At 58.5% G+C, this 21229-nt stretch carries 22 protein-coding genes; 17 read left to right on the plus strand and 5 right to left on the minus strand.

All coding sequences use genetic code 11. From position 1 onward, the window contains the following. Positions 1-128: 128 nt before the first annotated feature. A complete protein-coding gene (locus OK411_RS12025) occupies positions 129-1055 on the minus strand; it encodes a LysR family transcriptional regulator (RefSeq protein WP_264364954.1) in 927 nt (308 codons plus the stop codon). Positions 1056-1167: 112 nt separating this feature from the next. Between OK411_RS12025 and OK411_RS12030 the strand changes: the two genes are divergently transcribed. The 10 genes from OK411_RS12030 (at position 1168) to OK411_RS12075 (ending at position 9957) form a co-directional block, all read left to right on the plus strand. After that, positions 1168-1920, plus strand: a complete 753-nt coding sequence (locus OK411_RS12030; protein ID WP_264364955.1) for a 3-oxoacyl-ACP reductase family protein — start codon at positions 1168-1170, stop codon at positions 1918-1920. A 7-nt stretch (positions 1921-1927) separates the two neighbouring features. Beyond that, on the plus strand, positions 1928-2524 hold the full coding sequence (locus OK411_RS12035) for an NADPH-dependent F420 reductase (protein WP_264365070.1): 597 nt from the start codon (positions 1928-1930) through the stop codon (positions 2522-2524). A gap of 82 nt (positions 2525-2606) precedes the next feature. Beyond that, positions 2607-2969: a nuclear transport factor 2 family protein gene (locus tag OK411_RS12040; protein ID WP_264364956.1), complete on the plus strand. Its 363-nt coding sequence runs from the start codon at positions 2607-2609 to the stop codon at positions 2967-2969. Between the two features lie 180 nt (positions 2970-3149). Then, complete coding sequence (locus OK411_RS12045) at positions 3150-3911, plus strand: hypothetical protein (protein ID WP_264364957.1); 762 nt, start codon at positions 3150-3152, stop codon at positions 3909-3911. A 1022-nt stretch (positions 3912-4933) separates the two neighbouring features. After that, positions 4934-5764 carry a hypothetical protein gene (locus OK411_RS12050; protein ID WP_264364958.1) on the plus strand — a complete coding sequence of 277 codons (831 nt, stop codon included), beginning with the start codon at positions 4934-4936 and terminating at the stop codon, positions 5762-5764. Positions 5765-5960: 196 nt separating this feature from the next. After that, complete coding sequence (locus OK411_RS12055) at positions 5961-6263, plus strand: ArsR/SmtB family transcription factor (protein ID WP_024012559.1); 303 nt, start codon at positions 5961-5963, stop codon at positions 6261-6263. 63 nt (positions 6264-6326) lie between these two features. Beyond that, the gene (locus OK411_RS12060; RefSeq protein ID WP_133339986.1) at positions 6327-7301 is read left to right on the plus strand and encodes a zinc-dependent alcohol dehydrogenase family protein; all 975 of its coding nucleotides are present in this window, start codon (positions 6327-6329) and stop codon (positions 7299-7301) included. 28 nt (positions 7302-7329) lie between these two features. Next, positions 7330-7671 carry an antibiotic biosynthesis monooxygenase family protein gene (locus tag OK411_RS12065; RefSeq protein ID WP_264364959.1) on the plus strand — a complete coding sequence of 114 codons (342 nt, stop codon included), beginning with the start codon at positions 7330-7332 and terminating at the stop codon, positions 7669-7671. Positions 7672-7835: 164 nt separating this feature from the next. Then, a complete protein-coding gene (locus OK411_RS12070) occupies positions 7836-8537 on the plus strand; it encodes a DUF695 domain-containing protein (protein ID WP_167333554.1) in 702 nt (233 codons plus the stop codon). A gap of 274 nt (positions 8538-8811) precedes the next feature. Then, positions 8812-9957, plus strand: a complete 1146-nt coding sequence (locus tag OK411_RS12075) for a sensor histidine kinase (RefSeq protein ID WP_264364960.1) — start codon at positions 8812-8814, stop codon at positions 9955-9957. A gap of 39 nt (positions 9958-9996) precedes the next feature. Here the strand turns inward: OK411_RS12075 and OK411_RS12080 are convergent, their stop codons facing one another. Further along, positions 9997-11853 (minus strand): ABC transporter ATP-binding protein, encoded by a 1857-nt coding sequence (locus OK411_RS12080; RefSeq protein WP_056784851.1) that lies wholly within the window; start codon positions 11851-11853, stop codon positions 9997-9999. Between the two features lie 299 nt (positions 11854-12152). On the opposite strand from OK411_RS12080, the gene OK411_RS12085 reads away from it, so the two are divergent. The 3 genes from OK411_RS12085 to OK411_RS12095 are packed head-to-tail and all read left to right on the plus strand — an operon-like array spanning position 12153 to position 14040. Continuing rightward, positions 12153-12803 carry a hypothetical protein gene (locus tag OK411_RS12085; protein ID WP_264364961.1) on the plus strand — a complete coding sequence of 217 codons (651 nt, stop codon included), beginning with the start codon at positions 12153-12155 and terminating at the stop codon, positions 12801-12803. Continuing rightward, complete coding sequence (locus OK411_RS12090) at positions 12803-13231, plus strand: phage holin family protein (protein ID WP_024012566.1); 429 nt, start codon at positions 12803-12805, stop codon at positions 13229-13231. The genes OK411_RS12085 and OK411_RS12090 overlap by 1 nt, the downstream gene beginning before the upstream one ends. Then, entirely contained in the window at positions 13228-14040 is an 813-nt protein-coding gene (locus OK411_RS12095; protein ID WP_264364962.1) for a DUF3618 domain-containing protein, read from the plus strand. Before OK411_RS12090 ends, OK411_RS12095 begins: the two co-directional genes overlap by 4 nt. Before the next feature lie 54 nt (positions 14041-14094). On the opposite strand, the gene OK411_RS12100 is transcribed toward OK411_RS12095, so the two are convergent. After that, positions 14095-15201 (minus strand): M20/M25/M40 family metallo-hydrolase, encoded by a 1107-nt coding sequence (locus tag OK411_RS12100; RefSeq protein WP_264364963.1) that lies wholly within the window; start codon positions 15199-15201, stop codon positions 14095-14097. A gap of 773 nt (positions 15202-15974) precedes the next feature. Further along, positions 15975-16868, minus strand: a complete 894-nt coding sequence (locus OK411_RS12105) for a LysR family transcriptional regulator (protein WP_123442755.1) — start codon at positions 16866-16868, stop codon at positions 15975-15977. A gap of 131 nt (positions 16869-16999) precedes the next feature. On the opposite strand from OK411_RS12105, the gene OK411_RS12110 reads away from it, so the two are divergent. Then, the gene (locus tag OK411_RS12110) at positions 17000-18211 is read left to right on the plus strand and encodes an MFS transporter (protein WP_123442754.1); all 1212 of its coding nucleotides are present in this window, start codon (positions 17000-17002) and stop codon (positions 18209-18211) included. A 1-nt stretch (position 18212) separates the two neighbouring features. Here OK411_RS12110 and OK411_RS12115 read toward each other — a convergent pair whose 3' ends face one another. Then, the gene (locus OK411_RS12115; RefSeq protein WP_024012572.1) at positions 18213-18371 is read right to left on the minus strand and encodes a DUF2986 domain-containing protein; all 159 of its coding nucleotides are present in this window, start codon (positions 18369-18371) and stop codon (positions 18213-18215) included. Between the two features lie 128 nt (positions 18372-18499). On the opposite strand from OK411_RS12115, the gene OK411_RS12120 reads away from it, so the two are divergent. The 3 genes from OK411_RS12120 to OK411_RS12130 all read left to right on the plus strand — a co-directional run bounded on the left by OK411_RS12120 (position 18500) and on the right by OK411_RS12130 (position 21048). After that, entirely contained in the window at positions 18500-18997 is a 498-nt protein-coding gene (locus tag OK411_RS12120) for an anti-virulence regulator CigR family protein (RefSeq protein WP_123442753.1), read from the plus strand. 153 nt (positions 18998-19150) lie between these two features. Further along, positions 19151-20125: a quinone oxidoreductase family protein gene (locus OK411_RS12125; protein ID WP_264364964.1), complete on the plus strand. Its 975-nt coding sequence runs from the start codon at positions 19151-19153 to the stop codon at positions 20123-20125. Beyond that, positions 20122-21048, plus strand: coding sequence for a LysR family transcriptional regulator (locus OK411_RS12130; protein ID WP_258711491.1), 927 nt, complete (start codon positions 20122-20124; stop codon positions 21046-21048). Before OK411_RS12125 ends, OK411_RS12130 begins: the two co-directional genes overlap by 4 nt. The last annotated feature ends 181 nt before the right edge of the window (positions 21049-21229 follow it).

Genomic DNA, 21229 nt, shown 5'->3' on the forward strand with positions numbered 1-21229 from the left:
CTTTTATTATGTTGTCGTACAACTGCCCGATTTGTACCGTAATCGAGCAGGCGCGGCAAGCTTGAAAGGCTTGAAAAACCGCTTAGGCGTGATGCTGGTTGAGTTTCAGAGGTCGTATAACTTGCTTGCTAAGCCCGAGCATCGAGTCGAGTTGCCCACCCATCCTCTCGAGCCTGACCGACCAGAAAATCAACAAAAGCCCGGGTTTTGGCTGGTAACAGTTTCTGGCTGGAAAAGTACAAATAAATCTGCCCCGCATCGACATGCCAGTCCGGCAAAACCCGCTCCAGAGTGCCGTCCTGCAGATATGGCAGCACGTCTGGAACCGCCAACAGCGCAACCCCCAATCCCAAGCGCGCGCACTGACACAGCGCTTGCGGGTCGTTGACCAACAGGCGCGGCGTCAACTCCAGCGGTGCTCGTTGCCCGTCGGGCCCTTGCAGCATCCAGCTGCGCACCTTGCCGGTCTGTACCGAGCGCATGGCCAGGTGATCCAGCGTCGCCAGCTCTTCGATGTGCCGGATGCGCTGGTGTGCCGAGAGGTATTCCTTCGATGCCACCAGAATCAGATGCGCCGGGGCGATGGCTCTGGCCACCACACCTTGCGCGAGTTCGATGCCGCCGCCGATAGCCGCATCAAACCCGTCCGCGATGAGATCGACCTGGCGATTGTCGACGTGCCATTCAGGGGTCACGGCGGGGTATTGCTTGAGAAACTGGGGCATCAGCGGCAACAGAAAATCCCTGGCGAAACCGGGTGCTGCGCTCAGACGCAAAAGCCCTGAAGGCTCTCCGGCATTGCCGGCCACATCGGCAATCGCCGCTTGAACACTTTCCAGTCCCGAACCGACGTTGGCCAGAAAGCGTTCTCCCGCTTCGGTCAGCGTGAGTTTGCGCGTGCTGCGCTGAAACAAGCGTACGCCGAGGTTTGCCTCCAGCTGCGCGACATTGCGACTGACCGCCGCGGGTGTCAGGCCCAGGCGCCGCGCCGCCGCAGAGAAGCTTCCCGCCTCGGCGCTGCGCACGAATGAGAGCAAATTGCCTAAGGTTTCCATCTGCGCACCTTCAACGAATAATTGAAAGTGATTCTAGTGGGCTTCCACTACTGGTGGAAGATCAAAAGGCGTTTCATAGCCTCATCAACTCCAACCAACCAGAGGCTCGACCATGAACACTTCCACGCTTCCACTGACCGGCAAAATCGCCATCGTGACCGGTGGCTCACGCAGCATCGGCGCAGCAATCGCCAAGCGCCTCGCGGCAGATGGCGCCACCGTCGCTATCACCTACAACGCATCGCCAGATCGCGCCGCAGCGGTCGTGCAGGAAGTCGTTGCGGCGGGCGGCCAGGCTGTGGCGCTGGCGGCCGATGCGGGCAACCCCGAGGCTGTACGTGCAGCGATTGCCGAGGTTGCACAGCGTTTTGGCAAGATCGACATTCTGGTGAACAACGCTGGTATCAGCCTGCTCGGTGCCCCGGAGGACATCGCCTTTGAGGACTTTCAACGCATCCTTGCGGTGAACGTGACCGGCGTCTTCGTCGCCACTCAGCAAGCGCTCAAACACATGGGGCAGGGCGGTCGCATCATTCACATCGGCAGCTCGATGGTGCAATACGCTGCGTTCGCTACCGCCTCCGTCTACACCCTGAGCAAAGGTGCGCTGACCGGTTTCAGTCGTGGACTGGTGCGCGATCTTGGGCCGCGCGGCATCACTGTGAACACCGTCCATCCCGGCCCGACCGACAGCGACATGAACCCGGCCGACGGGCCTATTGCGGATTTCCTACGCCCGAACATCGCCATGGGGCGGTACGGCGAGGGCAAGGATGTCGCAAGTGCGGTGGCGTACCTGGTCAGTGCGGACGCCGGGTTTGTCACCGGCGCAGAATTAATCGTCGACGGCGGCTTCACAGCGTAAGGAGAGCATCATGACTATCAGCATCATTGGTACTGGCTCCATCGGCACCGCCATTGCTCGGTTGCTCGTCAACGCAGGCCTGCCGGTCAGCCTCGCCAACAGCCGCGGGCCGCAGAGCCTTGGCGGTTTGGTCGACGAATTGGGTCCACTCGCACAAGCGGTGACCGCTCAGCAAGCCAGTCAGGCGGACATTGTTTTTCTGGCGGTGAACTGGTCGAAGATCCCCGACGCGGTACGCGATCTCGGGCCTTGGGATGGACGTATCGTGATCGACGCCAACAACCCGATCGAGGCGCCACTGTTCAAACCGTTCGATCTGGGCGGCCAGCCGTCTTCGCAAGTATTGGCGCAGATGCTGCCCGGTGCGCACGTGATCAAGGCCTTCAACCATTTGCTCGCGGCTCTGCTGAGCGATCCCTCCGCCGAGGGCGGCAAGCGTGTGCTGTTTTATTCCGGTGAAGATGCCGCGAGCAAAACCAAAGTTGCAGAGCTGATTACTCAACTGGGTTTTTACGGCATCGACCTGGGCGGTGTGCAGCAGGGAATGCTTGCGCAGTTCCCGGGCGGACCGCTGCCAGCCTTGAACCTGGTCAAACATGGTTGACCGCTGAGCCCGGGCAACCGGGCTTCACATACCAATCGAGGATTCAAAAATGTCTGGCTCAGATTCGCGAAATATCAGTGAGGTGGAAAACTACGACGCCTTGCTGCGGGCCAACCTGCAGCGCGTGTTCAACGAGCGCGATGCACAGAAGCGCATTGCGGCGGTGCAGGAGCTTTTTGCAGGCACACCGACGATGTACGAACCGACTGGCATCGTCACCGGGCGGGCGGCGATTTCAGAGGTGGCCGGTGCGTTGCTGGATCAGTTCGGGCCGGACTTCGCTTTTGTTGCGGAGGGAACTGCAGTTGGGCATCACGGCTTGGGTTATCTGCGCTGGCACGCAGGCCCGGGCGATGGGCCGGTCATCGTCAGCGGCGTCGATGTGGCAGAAATCAGCGGAGGGAAAATCGTGCGGTTGTGGGTGTTGCTGGATGCCGCAAAATGATGAACCTGAATGTTACGCAGAATAGCTAGCGAGCAGAGGCGCGGCTGTTCTTCACTGATGTCGTTCGCATTTCGCTTTTTTAGATGCTGATACGTAATCACTTGCTTGGCAGAGCGCCGCACGCATGGGGTTTACTGTGTAGCGGCTTAATGCCATTATTCACCAATCAAGGAGGAACAAATGGACCAAAAAGATGAAAGCTCATCACGATTCTGGGAGTTCTACGCTCTTAGGTATAGCGTAGGCGCCGTTTTAGGCGGGTTGATTCTGTTTTTGCTCGTTCAACAAAGTCAACCCATTTCAAGTCTTGTGTTCGTTAAATCCGGAGAACCCATCGATCTCATTCAGGTGGGAATTTTCCTGGCGGCTGGGTTGGTTTTCTCTTATGTGGCGAGTGCACCTATTTTAGTTCTCCACGCTGGCCGGTTCCTTATTCAGCGCTCCACACTCCGATTGCAACGCCCTAGCAAGTCGATGGTGTGGTTTTTGGGATTGACCTCGATCATTCCAGTTGCATTTCTCTCATTGAGTGCAATGAGTGCCCTGCTGAGAATTTGGTTTGCTGTCGTGATTTTTCTGGCAGTGGCTGTGGTTTTGGCGCAGTTCTTTATAATAGTCAAATGTCTTTTGCGAAGCTCAGACCTGTACGCCTTTTATGAAAAACTGGCGGACAAGCGATCGAGCGCGAAAGGGGGTATCGTGGACTCATATAGACATCTGCGGGAGCATGGTAACGCGTTTGGAATTCTGTTCTTTCAAGTCGTTTTGGGGTTATTTGTGTTCGCTGCAACTATGTTTTCGTCATATTCAAACTCTTTTCAGAGCCAAAGTCCGCTGGAAGTTGCTGTGATTCTGGTCCTTGTCGTGCTCACTTGGATCCTGCCTGCGGCGTTGGTGTGGTTGATTGCATGCATGATTGAAAAAGAGTTTGTCGAATCCTGATATTTACGCGATATCGACTTGGCCAAAGTGTGGGTATTCCATTGGCCCATCCCCGATTTTTATATACGTTTGAATTTCGATATTTGACGTAATTTATCGTCCGGTCCTCAAGCTAAAAAAAGGATTGACGGTAAATCGATGGTTTATGGAATTCCAGCTTTCGAAAATACGGGTTAGTTATTTTCAAGGAGAATTCATGTTCTTTGGCCTTGGTCGGAAACCGTTGTTGGATTTTCTGCGGAATCTCACGTCGCAAATAATTACGCTCAAAATCGCATTAGTAGCTGGTAGTAAATTAATCTTGGAAAGTTTGATCTCAGCCTCGCTGGTTTAAAGCGTACGCTGCCGTTTGCGATGTGCCTTTTGGTATTGTTTATATCGCTAATTGCGAACTTGTCTACTTTTCTCGAAGAGTCGCTCGAGGAGTTCAAAGGTACAAAGCAAGCGTGATCGTTGCTATGGAAGACGTGGGTGGGCCAAGCGGATATGAGCTTTACTAGTCAATGCCTGGTCAAACCATAAGCTTGCGGTGTTTAGAATGGTCTTGGTCATGACCGTTGCGGAGGCGGCGATAAGCGTGGTCTTCATCATGAGTATTCAAAGTGCGGTATTAAGTCGGTTTCTGCACGGATAATTCAAACTGGAAAGCGCATCCGGCGATTTCCGAGTGGCAATCATTGCTGATTGATCTCACGGCGCCGGAAATTGCCCTGAAACCGCACCAAAGCCCGGGCCTTCGCCGGTAACAGTTTCTGACTGGAGAAAATACAAAAAATCTGCCCGCCTCCGACATTCCAATCCTGCAAAGCCCTTTCCAGGATGCGCTCCTGCAGCTAAAGCGGCGCATGCGGAACCGCCAGTAGCGCAACCCCCAACCCCAACCGCTGCTGAAAAACAACCGCTCTAGGTAATGGCTCAAGGCCGCGCGGCCATGTTGTAATGGTTATCTACTGAGGGAAGCTTAAACCCCAATACGCTTTTAACGAATTTCCTACCACGTTCATGACTGCAGAGATTTTCCATTGCTAAAACAGATTTTGGCACACGCAAAGTTACCGAAAAATAAAACCTTCATCTCAATGCTAAAGGCAGTAATGGCGTTTCTCTCATTGGGTACGGTTCATTACATTGGGTTTCTTATAGAGGTGCCGTTTGAGATAGTATCAGTAGCCTCGCTGAGGTTTGTTACGAGCTTTGTAGCGACATTCACCTTCTATGTGATGTTTTGCTATATGGTTACTAAGGTTTTTTCCTTTGCAATTTCTCAGTTCTACTATTCTGCACTCGCTCCTCTAGCAGCGTTAACAATCGCGGCAAGTAAACGATTTCCCAAATGGTTAGCTAAACCTGCCAAAAAAATGCACAGAGAAACCAATATTGCAGAAAAGCTGATTTACTGGGTCTTCTTTTTTCTGATATTCACTGTCATGTTCAATTTTGCATATCTGGATTTTGATTTTTCAACTGTCGGCCAACTAACATGGATGGGTGTCATTGGTGTGGTTATAGCGTCCATATTGAAGTCCGGTATACTTATTCGCCCTAAAACCCAGACTCAACGAATCCTTGATAAAAAAAGAATCGCACTTAGAAGGTCGCTAATGCGTGACTACAGTTATTTGCTCGCTGGATCAGTTGTGGCAATTTCTTTTTATACAGGAATGCTGCGATTTGACAAAATGATGACTGAAGACTTGGTTAATTTCGAGAGCGAGAGATTTCGAGGGCAGGTTCATGTGCTTTTGAACGTAAATGACACATACCTGTTGGTCGAAACCGGTTTCAAAAAGCGAATTTTCATATTTCTTACAGAGTCAATGATGATGCGACTTCCAACCGATCATGGTAAATAGTGCCTCATTGGCCCTAACGCTAACGGCCTCTTAATTTACTAGCGAACCGCGTTGGTCTCGACTGATAAGGCAGCGCGCTTCCCATGTCCTGAATAGAGTAGTCACTGCTGATGGCTGGTGGTGTGACTGCTCGCTATTATCTGGACGCTTTGCACGCGGGCATTGACATATCGAAAAATCTCGATATCCTCGGCGCATGGAACTGATCGAAATCTTCAAAGCCCTCTCGAACCCGACGCGCCTCAAGATCCTTGAAGGCCTGAAGGATCCCGTCAAGAATTTCCCCCCGCAGGATGAGGGTGACGTTCTCGTCGAGGGTGTCTGCGTCAGCAGCATCCAGGAAGGTATCGGCCTGTCGCAGTCTACGGTGTCGAGTTACCTGGCCACGTTGCAGCGAGTGGGGCTGGTTGAGGTGCGGCGCATCGGTCAATGGACCTACTACAAACGCAATGAGGCTGCTATCAGCGCGCTTGCAGAGATCATAGGGAAAGAGCTGTAAATTTTTTTACTCTAGGATATCGAGAATTCTCGATATCCCTCTTTATCGATACGAGGTTTTGCCATGAAAGCGATGATTTTGAAATCCTTCGGCGGTCCTGATTCGTTCGAACTCAGCGACGTTCCAAAACCGGTTCCGCAAGCGGGCCAAGTGCTGGTCCGAGTGCACGCTACTTCCATCAATCCGCTGGATTATCAGGTTCGGCGCGGTGACTATCCCGATCTGGTGCCGCTGCCAGCCATTACTGGTCACGACGTGTCGGGCGTGGTTGAAGCCGTCGGGCCGGGCGTCAGCGCTTTCGCGCCGGGCGACGAAGTCTGGTACACCCCGCAGATATTCGACGGGCAGGGCAGTTATGCCGAGTACCACGTCGCAGCCGAAAGCATCATCGCCAGAAAGCCTGCATCGCTGAGCCACCTTGAGGCGGCTAGTCTGAGTCTGGTCGGCGGTACGGTTTGGGAAGCGCTGACCGTGCGCGCCGTGCTCCGCGTTGGCGAAAGCATTCTGATCCACGGCGGCGCGGGCGGGGTCGGCCATGTGGCGATTCAGGTGGCCAAAGCCATGGGCGCCAGAGTGTTCACCACCGTGCGCGAGGCCAACGCCGACTTCGTCCGCAGCCTGGGTGCCGACGTGGTGATCGATTACACCCAAGAGGACTACGTCGAAGCGATCATGCGCGAAACCGCCGGGCATGGCGTTGATGTGGTGTTCGACACCATCGGCGGCGATACCCTGTCTCGCAGTGCCGACGCGCTTGCCCAGCTTGGCCGCGTCGTCTCGATCGTCGACATCGCGCAGCCACAAAACCTCGTTCAGGCCTGGGGCAAGAACGCCAGCTACCACTTCGTTTTCACCCGGCAGAATCGCGGCAAGCTCGATGAACTGAGCGCGTTGGTCGAGCGCGGCCAGTTGCGGCCCCATGTTGGCGCGGTCTATTCCCTCGCCGACATCCCGCTCGCCCACGCTCGACTGGAGAGCGCCAACAACGGTCTGCTGGGAAAAATCGCCATCGCCGTCGAGCCTTCACTCATCGTCTGAATCCGCTCACTGATTTTGGAGAAACATCATGGTTTACGAGATCGCTGTGCTGCCCGTTCACCCGCATCAGACTGAAGCCTTCCGACGCGCATTTGCCGAAGTCGAACCGTTGCTCACCCGCGCCAAGGGATATGGCGGCCACATGCTGGCGCAAGGTATTGAAATCCCCGAGCAATTCAATTTGATCGTGCGCTGGCAATCGCTTGAGGATCACTCGCCGGGGTTTGAAGAAAGCGAAGACCACCAGCGCTTCATGCTGGGTCTGGAGGATTATTTTTCCGCAGAGCCGAGCGTGTATCACATTGAGGGTGGTGCTTTTCCGGGTGGCGATTTTGGCGTACCGGGCAACGGTGCCAGCGTAGGCATCTGAGGGAGTATGTGGCTGTTCATCACAAGCGGCTGTGGCTGGTCGAGCACTGTTTGTGATGAGTTGCCACTTTAATTCCGCTTTGGCCTGTTCATGGGCCAGGGATGGCAGGCAAAATGCGCCGTTTTCCATATGTCTTGTACTGCAGCTCATCCAAGGAAGGCCACTTGAAAGTCACTCCCCACGCTTCCCTGCGCCCTGAAATCTGGCCAGCCGTTGTTTTATTGGTGCTGGCAAGCCTGATCACGACCGGCTGCACGCGCTCCCATACTCCAAAACCGGTAGAGCGCGATCCTTGTCTGGATGCCGGTCCAGCGCATACAACGGCCTACGCCAAATGCATGAGCGAGCGGAAAGAGCGCCAAGCTGAAGCGCTCAGAATATTGCTCAGTGATGATCCTGCTGACAATCCGCAACGGCAAGTGGCCGTGCCAGGCGACAGCGATTTCCAACCGTCTGATTTTCCTGACGAGCCAATGCCAGCGAGTTTTCGCATGCCTTCCGACTTGAATCTCAAGGATACCCAGGCATTTCCTTACAAGGCTCGCATCAGCTGGAAATACGTGTCGGATCGCTTCCTGCCGAGTTCGAAGGAATCCGCGCGGATGATGCAGGTGGACCGCCTGATTAAGGCGGCCGTAACGGCGGATGGGTTCGCAAAGTGGGGGTGCACGGTCACCGGCGGAAAGCGTCAGGTGTGGGTTTTCTACACCCTGGACGACGCGGCCTTTGTCAGCCGTGTGCAGGCAGCTCTGGCGCAGACCGGTCCTTATCCGATTGAATTAAGCAGCCGTAAACAGGCAGATTTCAGTGCTGAGGTGCCGAACACCGAGCAAACTCGACTGACGCCCAAGCGATGCCTGGAGTGAAGACTCTCGACGGATAACCTCTTGAAACGGACTTCTCTCATCGCAAGGAGTCCGTAGCCGCAGTCGCTTCAGAGACGTTCGTTGCGGGCGCAGCGATCATCTCATGCCGACCGCAACCTCTTCAGCACACCGATTTTCCTCCAACGTTAGCCCAGCGCTTTGGTGGTAGGCTGCATCCCCTCAGCCGTACCTTCTGTACTCCTGAATTGCCCTTTCCGAAATCTGCGCCGGCTCAGTTGCTGGCGTTGATGGATTTCCCCTGCGGACTACAGCCATGCGCCTGCCAGATTTCATTCTCGAAAACCTAGAGCCGATCCTGCAGGCCTGGGAAGATTTCGCCCGCACCATCGAAACGCCGGGGGTGGAGCTCGATAACGTCGCGCTGCGCGATCACGCCGAGCAGATGTTGCGCGCCATCGTGATCGATCTGCGGACCAAGCAGACCATGAGCGAACAAATCGCCAAAGCCCAGGGCCAAGCGCCGCGCGACGATGAAGAAACAGCTGCGGAAACCCACGCGGTGACGCGGTTGATGGCCGGTTTTACCATCGATCAGATGGTGTCGGAATACCGCGCGCTGCGCACCAGTGTGCTGACCCAATGGCTGCGTCAGGTCAAGGATGGCAAATCAGTGAATGTCGACGACATGACACGCTTTCACGAAGCCATCGATCAGGCGCTGGCCGAGTCGATTGCCAGCTACTCGCGCGCCGTCGAGGCGTCGCGCAACGTGTTTCTGGGGATTCTCGGCCATGACTTGCGCACGCCGCTGGGGGCGATTCTGCTCGGTGCGGATATGTTGCGTCGTACCGAAGCCACTGACCCGCGCACCGGCAAAGTGGCCAGGCAGATCTACGCCAGCGTGCAGCGCGCCAGCCAGATCGTGGGCGACCTGCTGGATCTGACGCGTTGCCAGATGGGGCCGGGGATTCCGGTGAAAAAATCCCTGATCGATCTCAGCCCTGTGTGCGAGCGGGTGATCGAGGAAATCCGCGCCTTTCATCCGCAGGCCAACGTGCGGTTCGATGCGACGGAAGCGGTGATGGGAGCGTTCGATGGCGCCAGGATGGAACAGGTGTTTTCCAACATCATCAGCAATGCGGTGACCCACGGCGATAATCAGTTTCCGGTTACGGTTGCACTGGAAGCGCGGGAGGATTGCGCGGTCTTCACGGTGCACAACGGCGGGGAGCCGATTCCGGAAGACGTGTTGCCGTTCATCTTCAACCCGATGGGGCGCTTCTCGCAGCGCTCCGTAGTTGATCACGGGCCCGTCGCTGGCCTCGGGCTGGGCCTGTTTATCGCCTCGGAAATCGTCGCCTCGCATGCCGGCTCAATCGAAGTCAGCTCTGACCTGAAGGGCGGAACCGTGTTTCGCGTAAAGCTTCCGATTGATGCCGAAAGCCCCGTCACCATCTAGGCCAATCGATGGAGGGCCGGCCCCGGCCCTCCAGCCTGATCACTCCTCCATCACCTCGACCAAACCCCGGTCCTCACCGAGAAACCCGCCGCTCTGGTGCTGCCACAACCGCGCATAGGTGCCGTTCTTCTCGAGCAGTTGCGCGTGGGTGCCTTGTTCGATGATGCGGCCTTCGTCCATGACGATCAGCCGGTCCATCGCTGCAATGGTCGACAAGCGGTGGGCGATGGCGATCACGGTTTTGCCCTGCATCATTTCATCGAGGCTTTCCTGAATCGCGACTTCAACTTCGGAATCCAGTGCGCTGGTGGCTTCGTCGAGCAGCAGGATCGGTGCGTTCTTCAGCATCACCCGGGCGATGGCGATGCGTTGTCGCTGGCCGCCCGAAAGCTTGATGCCGCGTTCGCCGACCAGCGTGTCGTAACCGCTGTGGCCCTGCTTGTCGCTCAACTGGCTGATAAAACCATCGGCCTGAGCGTTCACCGCCGCGCGGTGGATGTCTTCGTCGGTGGCGTCCGGGCGACCGTAGGCGATGTTGTCGCGGATCGAACGGTGCAACAGCGACGTGTCCTGGGTGACCATGCCGATCACGCTGCGCAGGCTGTCCTGGGTGACCTCGGCTATGTTCTGCCCATCGATGCGGATCTCGCCGCGATCAACGTCATAGAAGCGCAGCAGCAGGTTGATCAGTGTCGACTTGCCTGCACCGGAGCGGCCGACCAGACCGATTTTTTCGCCGGGGCGAATATGCAGGGTCAAGCCGTCGAGCACCTGTCGTTCGCCGTTGTAGTTGAAGCTGACATTGTCGAAAACCACCTCGCCGCCGGCCGGCTCCAGCACTTTGGCATCCGGCGCGTCCTGGACTTTCGGGCCGCTGGTCAGCGTGGCCATCCCGTCCTGGACGGTGCCGATGTTTTCGAACAGCGAAGTCATCTGCCACATGATCCAGTGCGACATGCCATTGATGCGCAGCGCCATGGCGGTGATCGCCGCGACGGCGCCGGTGCCGACTTCGCCCTGATGCCACAGCCACAATGCATAACCGCCAGCGCCGAGAATCAACGCCACCACCAGCGCCTGATTGACGATTTCGAACTGGCTGACCAGCCGCATCTGGCGGAATCCGGTGAGCTTGAAATCTTCCATTGCCGCACGGGCAAAGTGCGCTTCACGCTTGGAGTGCGAGAACAGTTTGACCGTGGTGATGTTGGTGTAGGCGTCGGCAATCCGCCCGGTCATCGACGAGCGCGCATCGGCCTGTTCCTGGCCGACCTTGCCCAGACGCGGGACGAAATACACCATCGCGAGTCCGAACAAAACGATCCACGCCAGAAACGGCAGCATCAGCTTCAGCGCAAAGCCACCGGCCAGCGCAATGATCGCGATGAAGTACACGCCAATGCCGGGGAGGATTTCGATCAAGGTGAACAGCACCTCGCGCACCGACAACGCAGTCTGCATGACCTTGGTCGTGACCCGGCCGGAGAACTCGTCGGAGAAGAACGACAGACTTTGCCGCAGCATCAACCGGTGAAAGTCCCAGCGCAGGCGCAGCGGCAGATTGATCGCAAGGATCTGGTGCTGGACCATCGTGCGCAGCGCCACCAGGCCGATGCTGACAACCAGCACGATGCCGATGCCCCACAACACGCGGCTTTCCTCATCACCGGCGGCGCCGCCGGATTGCCAGGTCGAGAGCAGATCCACCACTTGCCCAAGGAAAGAAAACAGCCACGCCTCGTAGATCGACACGCTGGCGCTGAGCAGGGCGAAGGCCAGAATGTAGCCGCGCGCGCCCCGGGTGCAGGCCCACAAGAAGCGCATCAGGCCGACTGGCGGTGGCGGCGCCTCGTCGGGCGGGAAGGGGTCGAGCCTTTCTTCAAACAGGCGAAGCATTGCGGTCTCCGAAGTGATCAGGGTGTGGGGATTCTGCCATCTATCGGCGTTGTTGCGGGTTTCAGCGTCGTGTTGCAGATAAATGCTTGTGCCTTGTCTTGACCGCAGCCAGGCGCAGAAGCTCAACGCAATCGTGCCAAGCGCAACCTTTCGTCGCTGATCCAGACCTGATGTCGCACGCTCATCAACCTCTTTGAACTCTCGCGCAAGCTGCTCCGTCATCTTCTATGTGGGGGCTCTTGGCAATGTTGCCGTGTAGCTCCGTTTTTCCGTTTTCAAGTCAGAACGCGAGGGGCCACATGAATACTCAAGACAGCAGGGCAGGCTTTGAATCAGGTGATCCGAACAGCAAGCCTGGACAGGGTTTTGAACATTTGAAAGACGACGTCAACGAAGCAATTGGCGGCGCGCGGCAACAGGCCGACGCGCAATTCGGACAGTACCGGGACACCGCGGCCGAACAGATAGAAGCATTCGCCCAAGGCGCAAAGAGCTTCGTCTCGGAATTGCAGGACAAGGACACGCTTGGCATGTCCGACTACCTGACGGACATGGCGGATTCCATGACCGGGCTGGCGGGCAACCTGCGCGGCAAGAGTGCCGAGCAGTTGCTGCACGATGCGGCGGATCTGGCGCGCAGCAATCCGGGGCTATTCATCGCCGGCAGCATCGCCATCGGTTTCGGCCTGTCGCGGTTTCTCAAAGCCGGCACGGCCGCAGCAGCGACGGTCAGCGCCGAGCACGATCCGGCGGCGGGCACGACATCGACGCCACCGCCAGCCGATTACGGTGCGCAGCGACCCTATGAATCGTCAGTACCGTCATCGGCCCACGCCAATCCGGGACTGGCCACCGGCATCACCCCGACCTCGCCCAGTGACAGCGATCACCCCGCTGATTTTGCCGCGGCTTCCGTACCGCACGCACCCGACGCCAAAGGAGAACTGTGATGAACAGAGATGAATCTGATCTGAGCGGGGCAAGGCCCCTCGGCCAAACGGATGACGCTTCGGTGGTCGGTCTGTTGCGACAACTGTCCCGAGAGGTGCCAGCGTTGTTCACCAAGGAACTGGCATTGGCAAAAGCCGAACTGCAGAACAGCCTCAGCACGCTGAAGGCGGGCATCGGTGCGGTTGCCGGTGGTGCGATCGTGTTCCTCGCCGGCTTTATTATTCTGCTGATGTCGGCGGTGTACGGCCTGAGCATGTTCATGGCGCCATGGCTGGCCGCGCTGATCGTCGGCGTGGTGGTGATGATCATTGGCTTCGCCATGCTGCAATCCGGGAAGAAGCAATTCGAGCCATCTCACTTCAAACCTGATCGCACCCTCGACGCCTTGAACAAGGATCAGGAAGCGCTGCGGAGGAAAGTCTCATGAAAAGCGAACTGGATATCGAAGCGGAAAAAAGCCCGGAGCAGATCGAGCGCGAAATCGATGCGCAACGCGCGAGCATCGGCAACATCGTCGATCAACTCGAGAGCAAATTCACCCCCGGACAGATGATCGATCAGGCCTGGGGAATGATGCAGAGCAACGGCTCGACGTTCTTCACCAACCTCGGCACCAGCGTGCGCAATAACCCGGTACCTGCGGTGCTGACTTCCGTGGGGCTGCTCTGGCTGATGATCAGCCAGAATCGCCCGCCAGTGCCGCAACCGACCTATCGCAGCGGGCCGGATCAGGACAAGGCCGGCGAGTGGGCCGACGGTTTGGCCGACGGCATCGACACCGCCCGCGCGCATTTGCACTCGACTACTGACACGCTGAAGGACGGCTACCAGTCGCTGAAAGGCAAGGCCAGCCACCTCGGGGAAAACGTCGGTGCGGCGAAGGAAAACCTCAGCCATGCGATGCATGACGCCAGTGATCGACTGTCGCGTAATTCGCAGGTGCTCGGCCAGCAATTCAGCCACCTGCTCAAGGAGCAACCGCTGATGGTGGCTGCCGCCGGGGTTGCGCTCGGTGCATTGCTCGGCGCGGCGTTGCCGACTACCTCCACCGAACAGCGCTACATGGGCCGTACCAGCGCTGGCATGGTCGACAAGGCCAAGCAGAAAGCTCAGGAAGGGTATGAAGCAGTGCGTGACACGGTGACTCGAACCACTGAACAAACCGAAGTGGAGACCAAGCCGGAAACGGCGCGGCCTTCGTCTTCCGATTTGTCACAGGGGTTGGGTACTTCTTGATGGTGAAAAACAAGGGAGGCCTGCAATGGGCCTCCCTTTTTATTGGACTGCGGGTCAGGTCGATACCTCATTCTGCAAGCCTTTCAAATATTCGACCAACGTCTGCGCGCACGCTTCAATCGCGCCATCCACGACCAGTTCAAACCCGTGGGTATTCTCGGTCGGGATTGCGATGCATCCGGCCTGGGCGCTGATGCCTGAGCTCATCACCGCGCTGGCGTCGGAGGCGAAATCCACCAGCAGGGCGAACTGTGGATCGAAGCCGCAACGCTTGGCTGCGTCGGCCAAGGCCATGACCACGCCGCGCGAGTAATAGCCTTTCTGGTCGCCGGTATCGATGATCGGGTCGACGCTCAATCGCGTTGCGTACTCGCTCATCACCGGGCCGACTTCCACCGCGATTGTGGTGTCACCGGGCAGGTGCGCAGCGGCGTACATTGCGCCGGCGTTGCTTTCTTCCTCAAGGGTGGTGAAGACAAAGTAGGTGTCGTGCGCCAATTCGGTCGGGCTGCGCTTGAGTTGCTCGGCGGCCTGGAGCATGGCGACGACAGGCGCGCGGTCATCGAGAAAATGCGCAGCGGTGGCATCGCCCACTCTGAACGGCGTACGCCAGTGCTGGCTGAGCACGACACGGGTGCCGGGGCGCACGCCCATGTCTTGCAAGGTTTGCGGGTCGTGGCGGGTGATGATGTGCACGTCTTTCCACTCCACCGCGCCGCTCATCACATCCTGGCCCTGCGGCGAGCCTGTGGTGGCGTGCATCGAGCCGAATGAGAGCACGCCGGGCAGGGTTTGCGCATCGCCGAGAATATCCACCGGACAGACACCGAAATTCACCGGATTCGCACCGCCGAGGGCAACCACCCGCAACGTACCGTCCGGCTCGACGCGTTTGACCAGCATGGCGATCTCGTCCATGTGGCCCATGATGCGCACAGCGTGCTTGCCGTCCGGATCGGGTTCGCGGCCCTTGAGCAGGCCGATGACATTGCCGGCCCGATCGGTCCAGACCTCGTCGCAATGGCGCCGCAGTTCTTCCAGGCAGATCGCCCGAACCTCGTCCTCCTGACCGCCAGGCCCGCGCGCCATGAGCAAGCGGCTCAATAGTGTTTGGGTGGATTCCTCTGTGTTGCGCGGCGAAGGCGCCTGATTATCCGACATGCGTATTTACCCTCCTTGCATCGGCGGACGTATATCGACCGCTCAGGATTTAGGGGGCAGGTTGGCGGAAAAATTCAGATTGCGTGGTGCCAGGCTATTCGCGATGCCGCTGGACCTGTGGGAGCGAGCCTGCTCGCGAAAGCGGTGTGTCATTCAACGTGGATGTATCTGATCTGGCGCCTTCGCGGGCAAGCCCGCTCCCACAGGGATTTGGGTTGCTCTGAAGATTGTGGCCTTGCCCCGGACCATTGTGGGAGTGAGCTTGCTCGCGATAGCGGTGTGACAGGCGATGATGAGGTTGAATGTGCCGAAGCCTTCGCGAGCAGGCTCGCTCCCACAAAGATTTGGGTTGCGACAAGGATTGCTGATCTGCCCCGGACCATTGTGGGAGCGAGCTTGCTCGCGAAAGCGGTGTGAGTGGCGATGATAATGTTGAATGTGCCGACGCCTTCGCGGGCAAGCCCGCTCCCACAGGGGATTTGGGGTGCGACAAAGATCGTAGATTTGCCCCGGACCACTGTGGGAGCGAGCCTGCTCGCGAAAGCGGTGTGACAGGCGATGATGATTTTGAATGTGCCGGCGCCTTCGCGGGCAAGCCCGCTCCCACAGGGATTTGGGTTGCGCTGAAGATTGTGGCCTTGCACCGGACCATTGTGGGAGCGAGCCTGCTCGCGATAGCGGTGTGTCATTCAATGTGGATGTATCTGATTTGGCGCCTTCGCGGGCAAGCCCGCTCCCACAGGGATTTGAGTTGGATTGAAGAGTTGCGTTTGTCAGCGGTTGTATTTCAGCGCTTCGACAAACGCTGCAAACGCTGCGGAGCTCTGGCGTCTGTTCGGGTAATACAAGTGATAGCCCTGAAACGTCGGGCACCACTCTTCCAGCACTTCCACCAGTCGCCCGTCCGCCAGATACGGCGCGACCAATTGCTCGGGCACGTAGGCCACGCCGATGCCGTCCACGGCGGCGTTGAGCACATGCATGATGCTGTTGAACACCAGTTGCCCGTCGACCTTCACGCTGAAGTCCTGACCCTGGTGCGCAAACTCCCAGGCGTAAATCGCGCCGGCCGGTTGGTGACGGATGTTGATGCAAGTGTGCTCCGTCAACTGATGCGGCGTGGTGAGTGCCGGGTGGCGAGCGAAGTAACCTGGCGAGGCCACCACGGCCAGGCGCCAGTCCGGGCCGATGCGCACGGCGATCATGTCTTTGCTGATCGATTCACCGAGACGAATGCCGGCATCGAAGCGTTCCTTGACCACATTGGTAAATCCGTAATCGACGTAAAACTCCAAGGTGATATCCGGATAGTCCTGCAAAAACTTTGCAAGCATCGGCCGGATGCACAATTCGATCTGATCGTCCGTGCAGGAAACGCGGATCGTGCCGCTGGGCTTGTCGCGCAATTCGCCAAGGGCTTCGAGCTCGGCGCTGATCTGCTCGAACAGCGGCGCAATTGAGTGCATCAAGCGTTCGCCCGCCTCGGTCGGCGAGACATTGCGCGTCGTACGAGCGAGCAAGCGGATACCCAGACGCTGCTCCAGCGCGCGGACCGTATGACTCAGCGCAGACGGCGTGACGCCGAGGCGGGCGGCAGCCTTGGTGAAGCTTTGCTCCTGGGCCACCGCCAGAAAGGCCTGCAGGTCGTTGACTTTGGCGTTGCTCATTGCTGAATTTTTCTCAAAAGCACATGAAGATTACCGCTACTAATCAAGTTAAGCCTGATCCGTCAAGCTTTGCAGCCTGAGTAACGGGGCAGAAGTGCCTCGATGATTTCTTCTTCAAGACAGGTTTTCGCATGACGGCTCAAGTAATCGACACCCCGACAGCCCAGCCCATCGAAGCGTCCACTGACGGCGAACAACCGGCGTACTGGAGCGGTGTGTTCGCGATGACCTTGTGCGTCTTCGCCCTGATCGCCTCAGAGTTCATGCCGGTCAGTCTGCTCACGCCAATGGCTACGGACTTGCTTATCAGTGAAGGCCTGGCCGGCTATGGCATTGCCATCTCCGGCGCGTTCGCGGTGCTGACCAGCCTGACGATCAGCAGGCTCGCCGGCTCGATGGATCGCAAGCGCCTGTTGCTGCTGTTGACGGCGCTGATGTGCGCCTCCGGTTTGGTGGTGGGTCTGGCGCCCAATTACACGGTGTACATGATTGGCCGCGCATTGATCGGTGTGGTGATTGGCGGCTTCTGGTCGATGTCAGCGGCGTTGGCCATGCGTCTGGTGCCGTCCGCCAGCGTGCCCAAGGCATTGGCAATTTTTAACGGCGGCAATGCCCTGGCGACCGTCGTGGCGGCGCCGTTGGGCAGTTATCTGGGCAGTGTGATTGGCTGGCGCGGGGCGTTTTTCTGCCTGATACCCGTGGCGCTGATTGCGCTGCTCTGGCAATGGATCAGCTTGCCCGCGCTGCCGGCCGCGCCACGCAAGGCGAACGAGGGAAATGTATTCGCCCTGTTCAAACGCCGCCGGGTGGCGTTGGGCATGCTCGGCGCAGGTCTGTTTTTCATGGGCCAGTTTGTTCTGTTCACCTACCTGCGACCGTTTCTGGAGACCGTGACCCAGGTCGACGTTTCGATGCTGTCGATCATCCTGCTGGTCATTGGCGTGGCCGGGTTTATCGGCACCGTGGTCATCGGTTCGGTGTTGAAGAAGGGGTTGTATCGCGTGGTGATCGCCATCCCGCTGTTAATGGCGATCATCGCGGTGGCGCTCATAGGAATGGGCGGTTCAGTGGTCGCGACGTTCGTGTTGCTGGGCTTGTGGGGATTGATCGCCACGGCGGCGCCGGTAGGCTGGTGGTCGTGGCTGGCGCGCACGCTGCCCGACGATGCCGAAGCAGGCGGTGGGCTGATGGTGGCGGTGGTGCAGTTGTCGATTGCCTCGGGTTCTACCATCGGTGGTCTGCTGTTCGACGGCAGTGGCTATCGGCTGACGTTTTTCGCCAGCGCGGCATTGCTGGTGCTGGCGGCGCTGATGACCTGGCTGACGTCGCGGCAGACAGCCTGAATCAGCTTTCGCTGTTTTCGGCCGCCGCCTGCGCCGCTTCGGCTTCCAGCTTCAGGCGGTCGGCCTTGCAGATGTATTTGGGCTTTTTCGGCGCCAGTTTGGCATTGGCCTTTTTGGCCTTTTCCTTGAACAACTGCTGCAGCTTCTTTTGACGATTCATGATTTTTCGATCAGGGGTGGAGAGGGTGGGAATCCTGACGCAAGGCCGAGTGGTCAGCAAGAAGAAATCCACTAAGCTGAGCACATTCGCCCATACTCTAGAGCATCCCCCAACCGAAGGAATCGCACATGAGAAAAGCTCGCAGATTGATTACCGCGTTGTCTTGCCTCGCGCTGGTAATCAGCAGCACGACGGCACTGGCTGACCCCGGCAATGGCAAGGGGCAGGGTGGTCAGGGCGGCCAGGGCAACGGCAAGGGCAAACCGCAAAACATGCAGGATCACGGCAAACAGGGCGGGGGCGGCCAAGGCAATGGCAACAAGGGCCAGCAACACTCTGGCAATGGTGGCGGCCCGAGTTTCGATCGCGGCAATATTCTCGGCATCATCGATGGTTATCGCGGCGAATACTGGAATCCGGGGCCGCCGCTGCCGCCGGGTATTCAAAAGAATCTGGCGCGGGGCAAACCGTTGCCCCCGGGTATCGCCAAGAAGCTGGACGGGCGCATGCTCGGCCATTTGCCTCGTTATGACGGCTACGAATGGCGACAGGCGGGCACTGACCTCATTCTCGTTGCGCTGGCCACCGGGCTGATCTACGAGGTGCTCAACGGCGCGTTCGATTGATTGTTGAAAGAGGAGCGGCAGCACGTGCCGCTCCTTTTTTATGTGTGTATTGCTGCAGCCGTTGCAGCAATGAACTGCATTCAGGCTGGGTTGTTTGTTAAATGCTGCGCTTTCAGACTGAGCTCAACGCTTAACAAATGAATGGAGATGACCATGGCCAACGCAATCCGCTTCACCGCAACGGGCGCACCGGATGTCCTGCAATTGCACGCTGTCAGCGAACAGGCCCCCGGGTCCGGCGAGGTCTGGCTGGAGCAAGCGGCGGTGGGCGTCAATTACCTGGATGTCAGCCAGCGCAAAGGTGCAGTGCCCGTGGCGTTGCCGTCGGGGCTGGGTCTGGAAGGCGCGGGTCGGGTGGCGGCGGTCGGTGCCGGTGTGAGCAATGTCCGCGTCGGTGATCGGGTCGCTTACGCCACCGGCCCCTTGGGCGGTTACGCCTCGGCGCGGCTGTTTCCGGCAGAGCGGCTGGTGAAGATCCCCGATGAGTTGTCGTTCGAAGATGCGGCGGCGGTGTTGTTCAAAGGCATCACCGCGCAGTATCTGCTGAAGGCGACTTACCCGGTCGGGCCGGGCACGACAATGCTGGTTTACGGCGTCGCGGGAGGTCTGGGGGAAATCATGGTGCCATGGGCCAAACACCTTGGCGCAAGGGTGATCGGTGTGGTGTCGAAGCAGGCCAGTGTCGACAAGGCTCGCGCGTCCGGTTGTGACGAAGTACTGGTGATCGATGCCGAGACTCTCGCCGCCGATGTGGTGCGTATCACCCAGGGGCGCAAGGTCGATGTGGTATATGACCCGATTGGTCGGGTGTCTTTTCAGGCCTCGCTGGACAGCTTGCGCCCACGCGGATTGATGGTCTCGTTCGGCGCGCAGACCGGCGCGCCGGCAGCGGTGGGAATGGCCACGCTGAACGCCAAAGGCTCGCTGTTCCTGACCCGTCCGTCGCTGGCCGCGCACACCGCCACGACAGCTGAATACCAGGAGCGCGCGCAAGATGTGCTGGCCGCTGTTGCCGCCGGTATCATCACGCCGCAAATCCGCGCGCGTTATTCATTGGCTGACGCGGCACAAGCGCACGCCGATCTTGAATCGGGCCGATCATCAGGGGCGATCATTTTAAAACCATGAATCTGGATGTTCTGAGCAACCCGCACAGCGATGAGATCGCTGCTTTCCTCGCCGTCGCCGCGCAAGGCTCGTTTGTCGCGGCGGGCCGTTTGTTGCAGCGTCATCCGACCATCGTTTCCAAGCGCCTCGCGGCGATGGAGAAGCGACTCGGCGTGCGCCTGGTGGAGCGCTCGACGCGACACGTGCGTATCACCGAGGCTGGCCTGCAACTCGAACAGCGCCTGCGCGCGGCCGTCGAGTTGATGAACGAAGCGCAGCAGCAAGCGGTGCAGGGCGCCAGCGAAGTGCGCGGCACCCTGCGCCTGGCGTTGCCGGCGGCGATGGGGCGGTTATGGCTGGGGCCGCTGCTGCCGGAATTTCTCAAGGCTCACCCGCAGGTCTCGCTGGTCGCCGATTACAGCGAAGGCCTGGTCGACATCATCGAGCAGGGCTTCGACGCGGCTATTCGCATCGGCGAGCTTGATGACAATCGCCTGATTGCAAAAAAGCTCAGTGACCATCGTCGGATTCTCTGCGCATCGCCGGCCTACATCGAGGCCCACGGCATGCCGCAAACCCCGCAGGATCTGCTGCAACACAATTGCCTGCGCTTCAGCGGGCTGGCGTCGTTCCCGCTGTGGCGTCTGCATCGCGGCAACGAAGTGCAGACCATTACGCCACACGGCAACCTGACCGCCAGCGACAGCGAATCCCTGCTCGCCGCCGCCCGTGCCGACGCCGGCATACTCGGTGCCGGCGACTGGCTGATGAGCCGCGATCTGACGGCAGGGCGGCTGATTCACGTGTTGCCCGACTGGCATCTGGATTCGGCGGGCGGCGTTTATCTGGTCAGGCCGTCATCGCGGTTTCCAGCGGCGGCGGTGGTGGCGTTCAAGGAGTGGATCGAAGCGAAATTCGAGACCGGGCCGCCTTGGGCGGTTTGATCACAACCTGCATCAAGACCAACACTGACCCCGTGGGAGCGAGCCTGCTCGCGAAAGCGGAGTGTCAGTCAAGATGATGTGGCTGACCTGACGCCTTCGCGAGCAGGCTCGCTCCCACAGGTTTCGTGGCTTGTTCAGGAATTTCCGAACGCACGTATATCCAATGTAGGAGCGAGGGCCA

The organism is Pseudomonas sp. RG1, assembly GCF_025910115.1.
GTDB lineage: Bacteria > Pseudomonadota > Gammaproteobacteria > Pseudomonadales > Pseudomonadaceae > Aquipseudomonas > Aquipseudomonas atacamensis.

What these genes read in the sequence shown, in the direction of transcription:
- OK411_RS12065 (WP_264364959.1), top strand. Translation starts at nt 7,330, where the DNA reads ATGGTTTACGAGATCGCTGTGCTGCCCGTTCACCCGCATCAGACTGAA.
- OK411_RS12045 (WP_264364957.1), top strand. Translation starts at nt 3,150, where the DNA reads ATGGACCAAAAAGATGAAAGCTCATCACGATTCTGGGAGTTCTACGCT.
- OK411_RS12130 (WP_258711491.1), top strand. Translation starts at nt 20,122, where the DNA reads ATGAATCTGGATGTTCTGAGCAACCCGCACAGCGATGAGATCGCTGCT.
- OK411_RS12075 (WP_264364960.1), top strand. Translation starts at nt 8,812, where the DNA reads ATGCGCCTGCCAGATTTCATTCTCGAAAACCTAGAGCCGATCCTGCAG.
- OK411_RS12055 (WP_024012559.1), top strand. Translation starts at nt 5,961, where the DNA reads ATGGAACTGATCGAAATCTTCAAAGCCCTCTCGAACCCGACGCGCCTC.
- OK411_RS12060 (WP_133339986.1), top strand. Translation starts at nt 6,327, where the DNA reads ATGAAAGCGATGATTTTGAAATCCTTCGGCGGTCCTGATTCGTTCGAA.
- OK411_RS12115 (WP_024012572.1), bottom strand. Translation starts at nt 18,371, where the DNA reads ATGAATCGTCAAAAGAAGCTGCAGCAGTTGTTCAAGGAAAAGGCCAAA.
- OK411_RS12120 (WP_123442753.1), top strand. Translation starts at nt 18,500, where the DNA reads ATGAGAAAAGCTCGCAGATTGATTACCGCGTTGTCTTGCCTCGCGCTG.
- OK411_RS12025 (WP_264364954.1), bottom strand. Translation starts at nt 1,055, where the DNA reads ATGGAAACCTTAGGCAATTTGCTCTCATTCGTGCGCAGCGCCGAGGCG.
- OK411_RS12080 (WP_056784851.1), bottom strand. Translation starts at nt 11,853, where the DNA reads ATGCTTCGCCTGTTTGAAGAAAGGCTCGACCCCTTCCCGCCCGACGAG.
- OK411_RS12100 (WP_264364963.1), bottom strand. Translation starts at nt 15,201, where the DNA reads ATGTCGGATAATCAGGCGCCTTCGCCGCGCAACACAGAGGAATCCACC.
- OK411_RS12105 (WP_123442755.1), bottom strand. Translation starts at nt 16,868, where the DNA reads ATGAGCAACGCCAAAGTCAACGACCTGCAGGCCTTTCTGGCGGTGGCC.
- OK411_RS12085 (WP_264364961.1), top strand. Translation starts at nt 12,153, where the DNA reads ATGAATACTCAAGACAGCAGGGCAGGCTTTGAATCAGGTGATCCGAAC.
- OK411_RS12110 (WP_123442754.1), top strand. Translation starts at nt 17,000, where the DNA reads ATGACGGCTCAAGTAATCGACACCCCGACAGCCCAGCCCATCGAAGCG.
- OK411_RS12125 (WP_264364964.1), top strand. Translation starts at nt 19,151, where the DNA reads ATGGCCAACGCAATCCGCTTCACCGCAACGGGCGCACCGGATGTCCTG.
- OK411_RS12090 (WP_024012566.1), top strand. Translation starts at nt 12,803, where the DNA reads ATGAACAGAGATGAATCTGATCTGAGCGGGGCAAGGCCCCTCGGCCAA.
- OK411_RS12095 (WP_264364962.1), top strand. Translation starts at nt 13,228, where the DNA reads ATGAAAAGCGAACTGGATATCGAAGCGGAAAAAAGCCCGGAGCAGATC.
- OK411_RS12030 (WP_264364955.1), top strand. Translation starts at nt 1,168, where the DNA reads ATGAACACTTCCACGCTTCCACTGACCGGCAAAATCGCCATCGTGACC.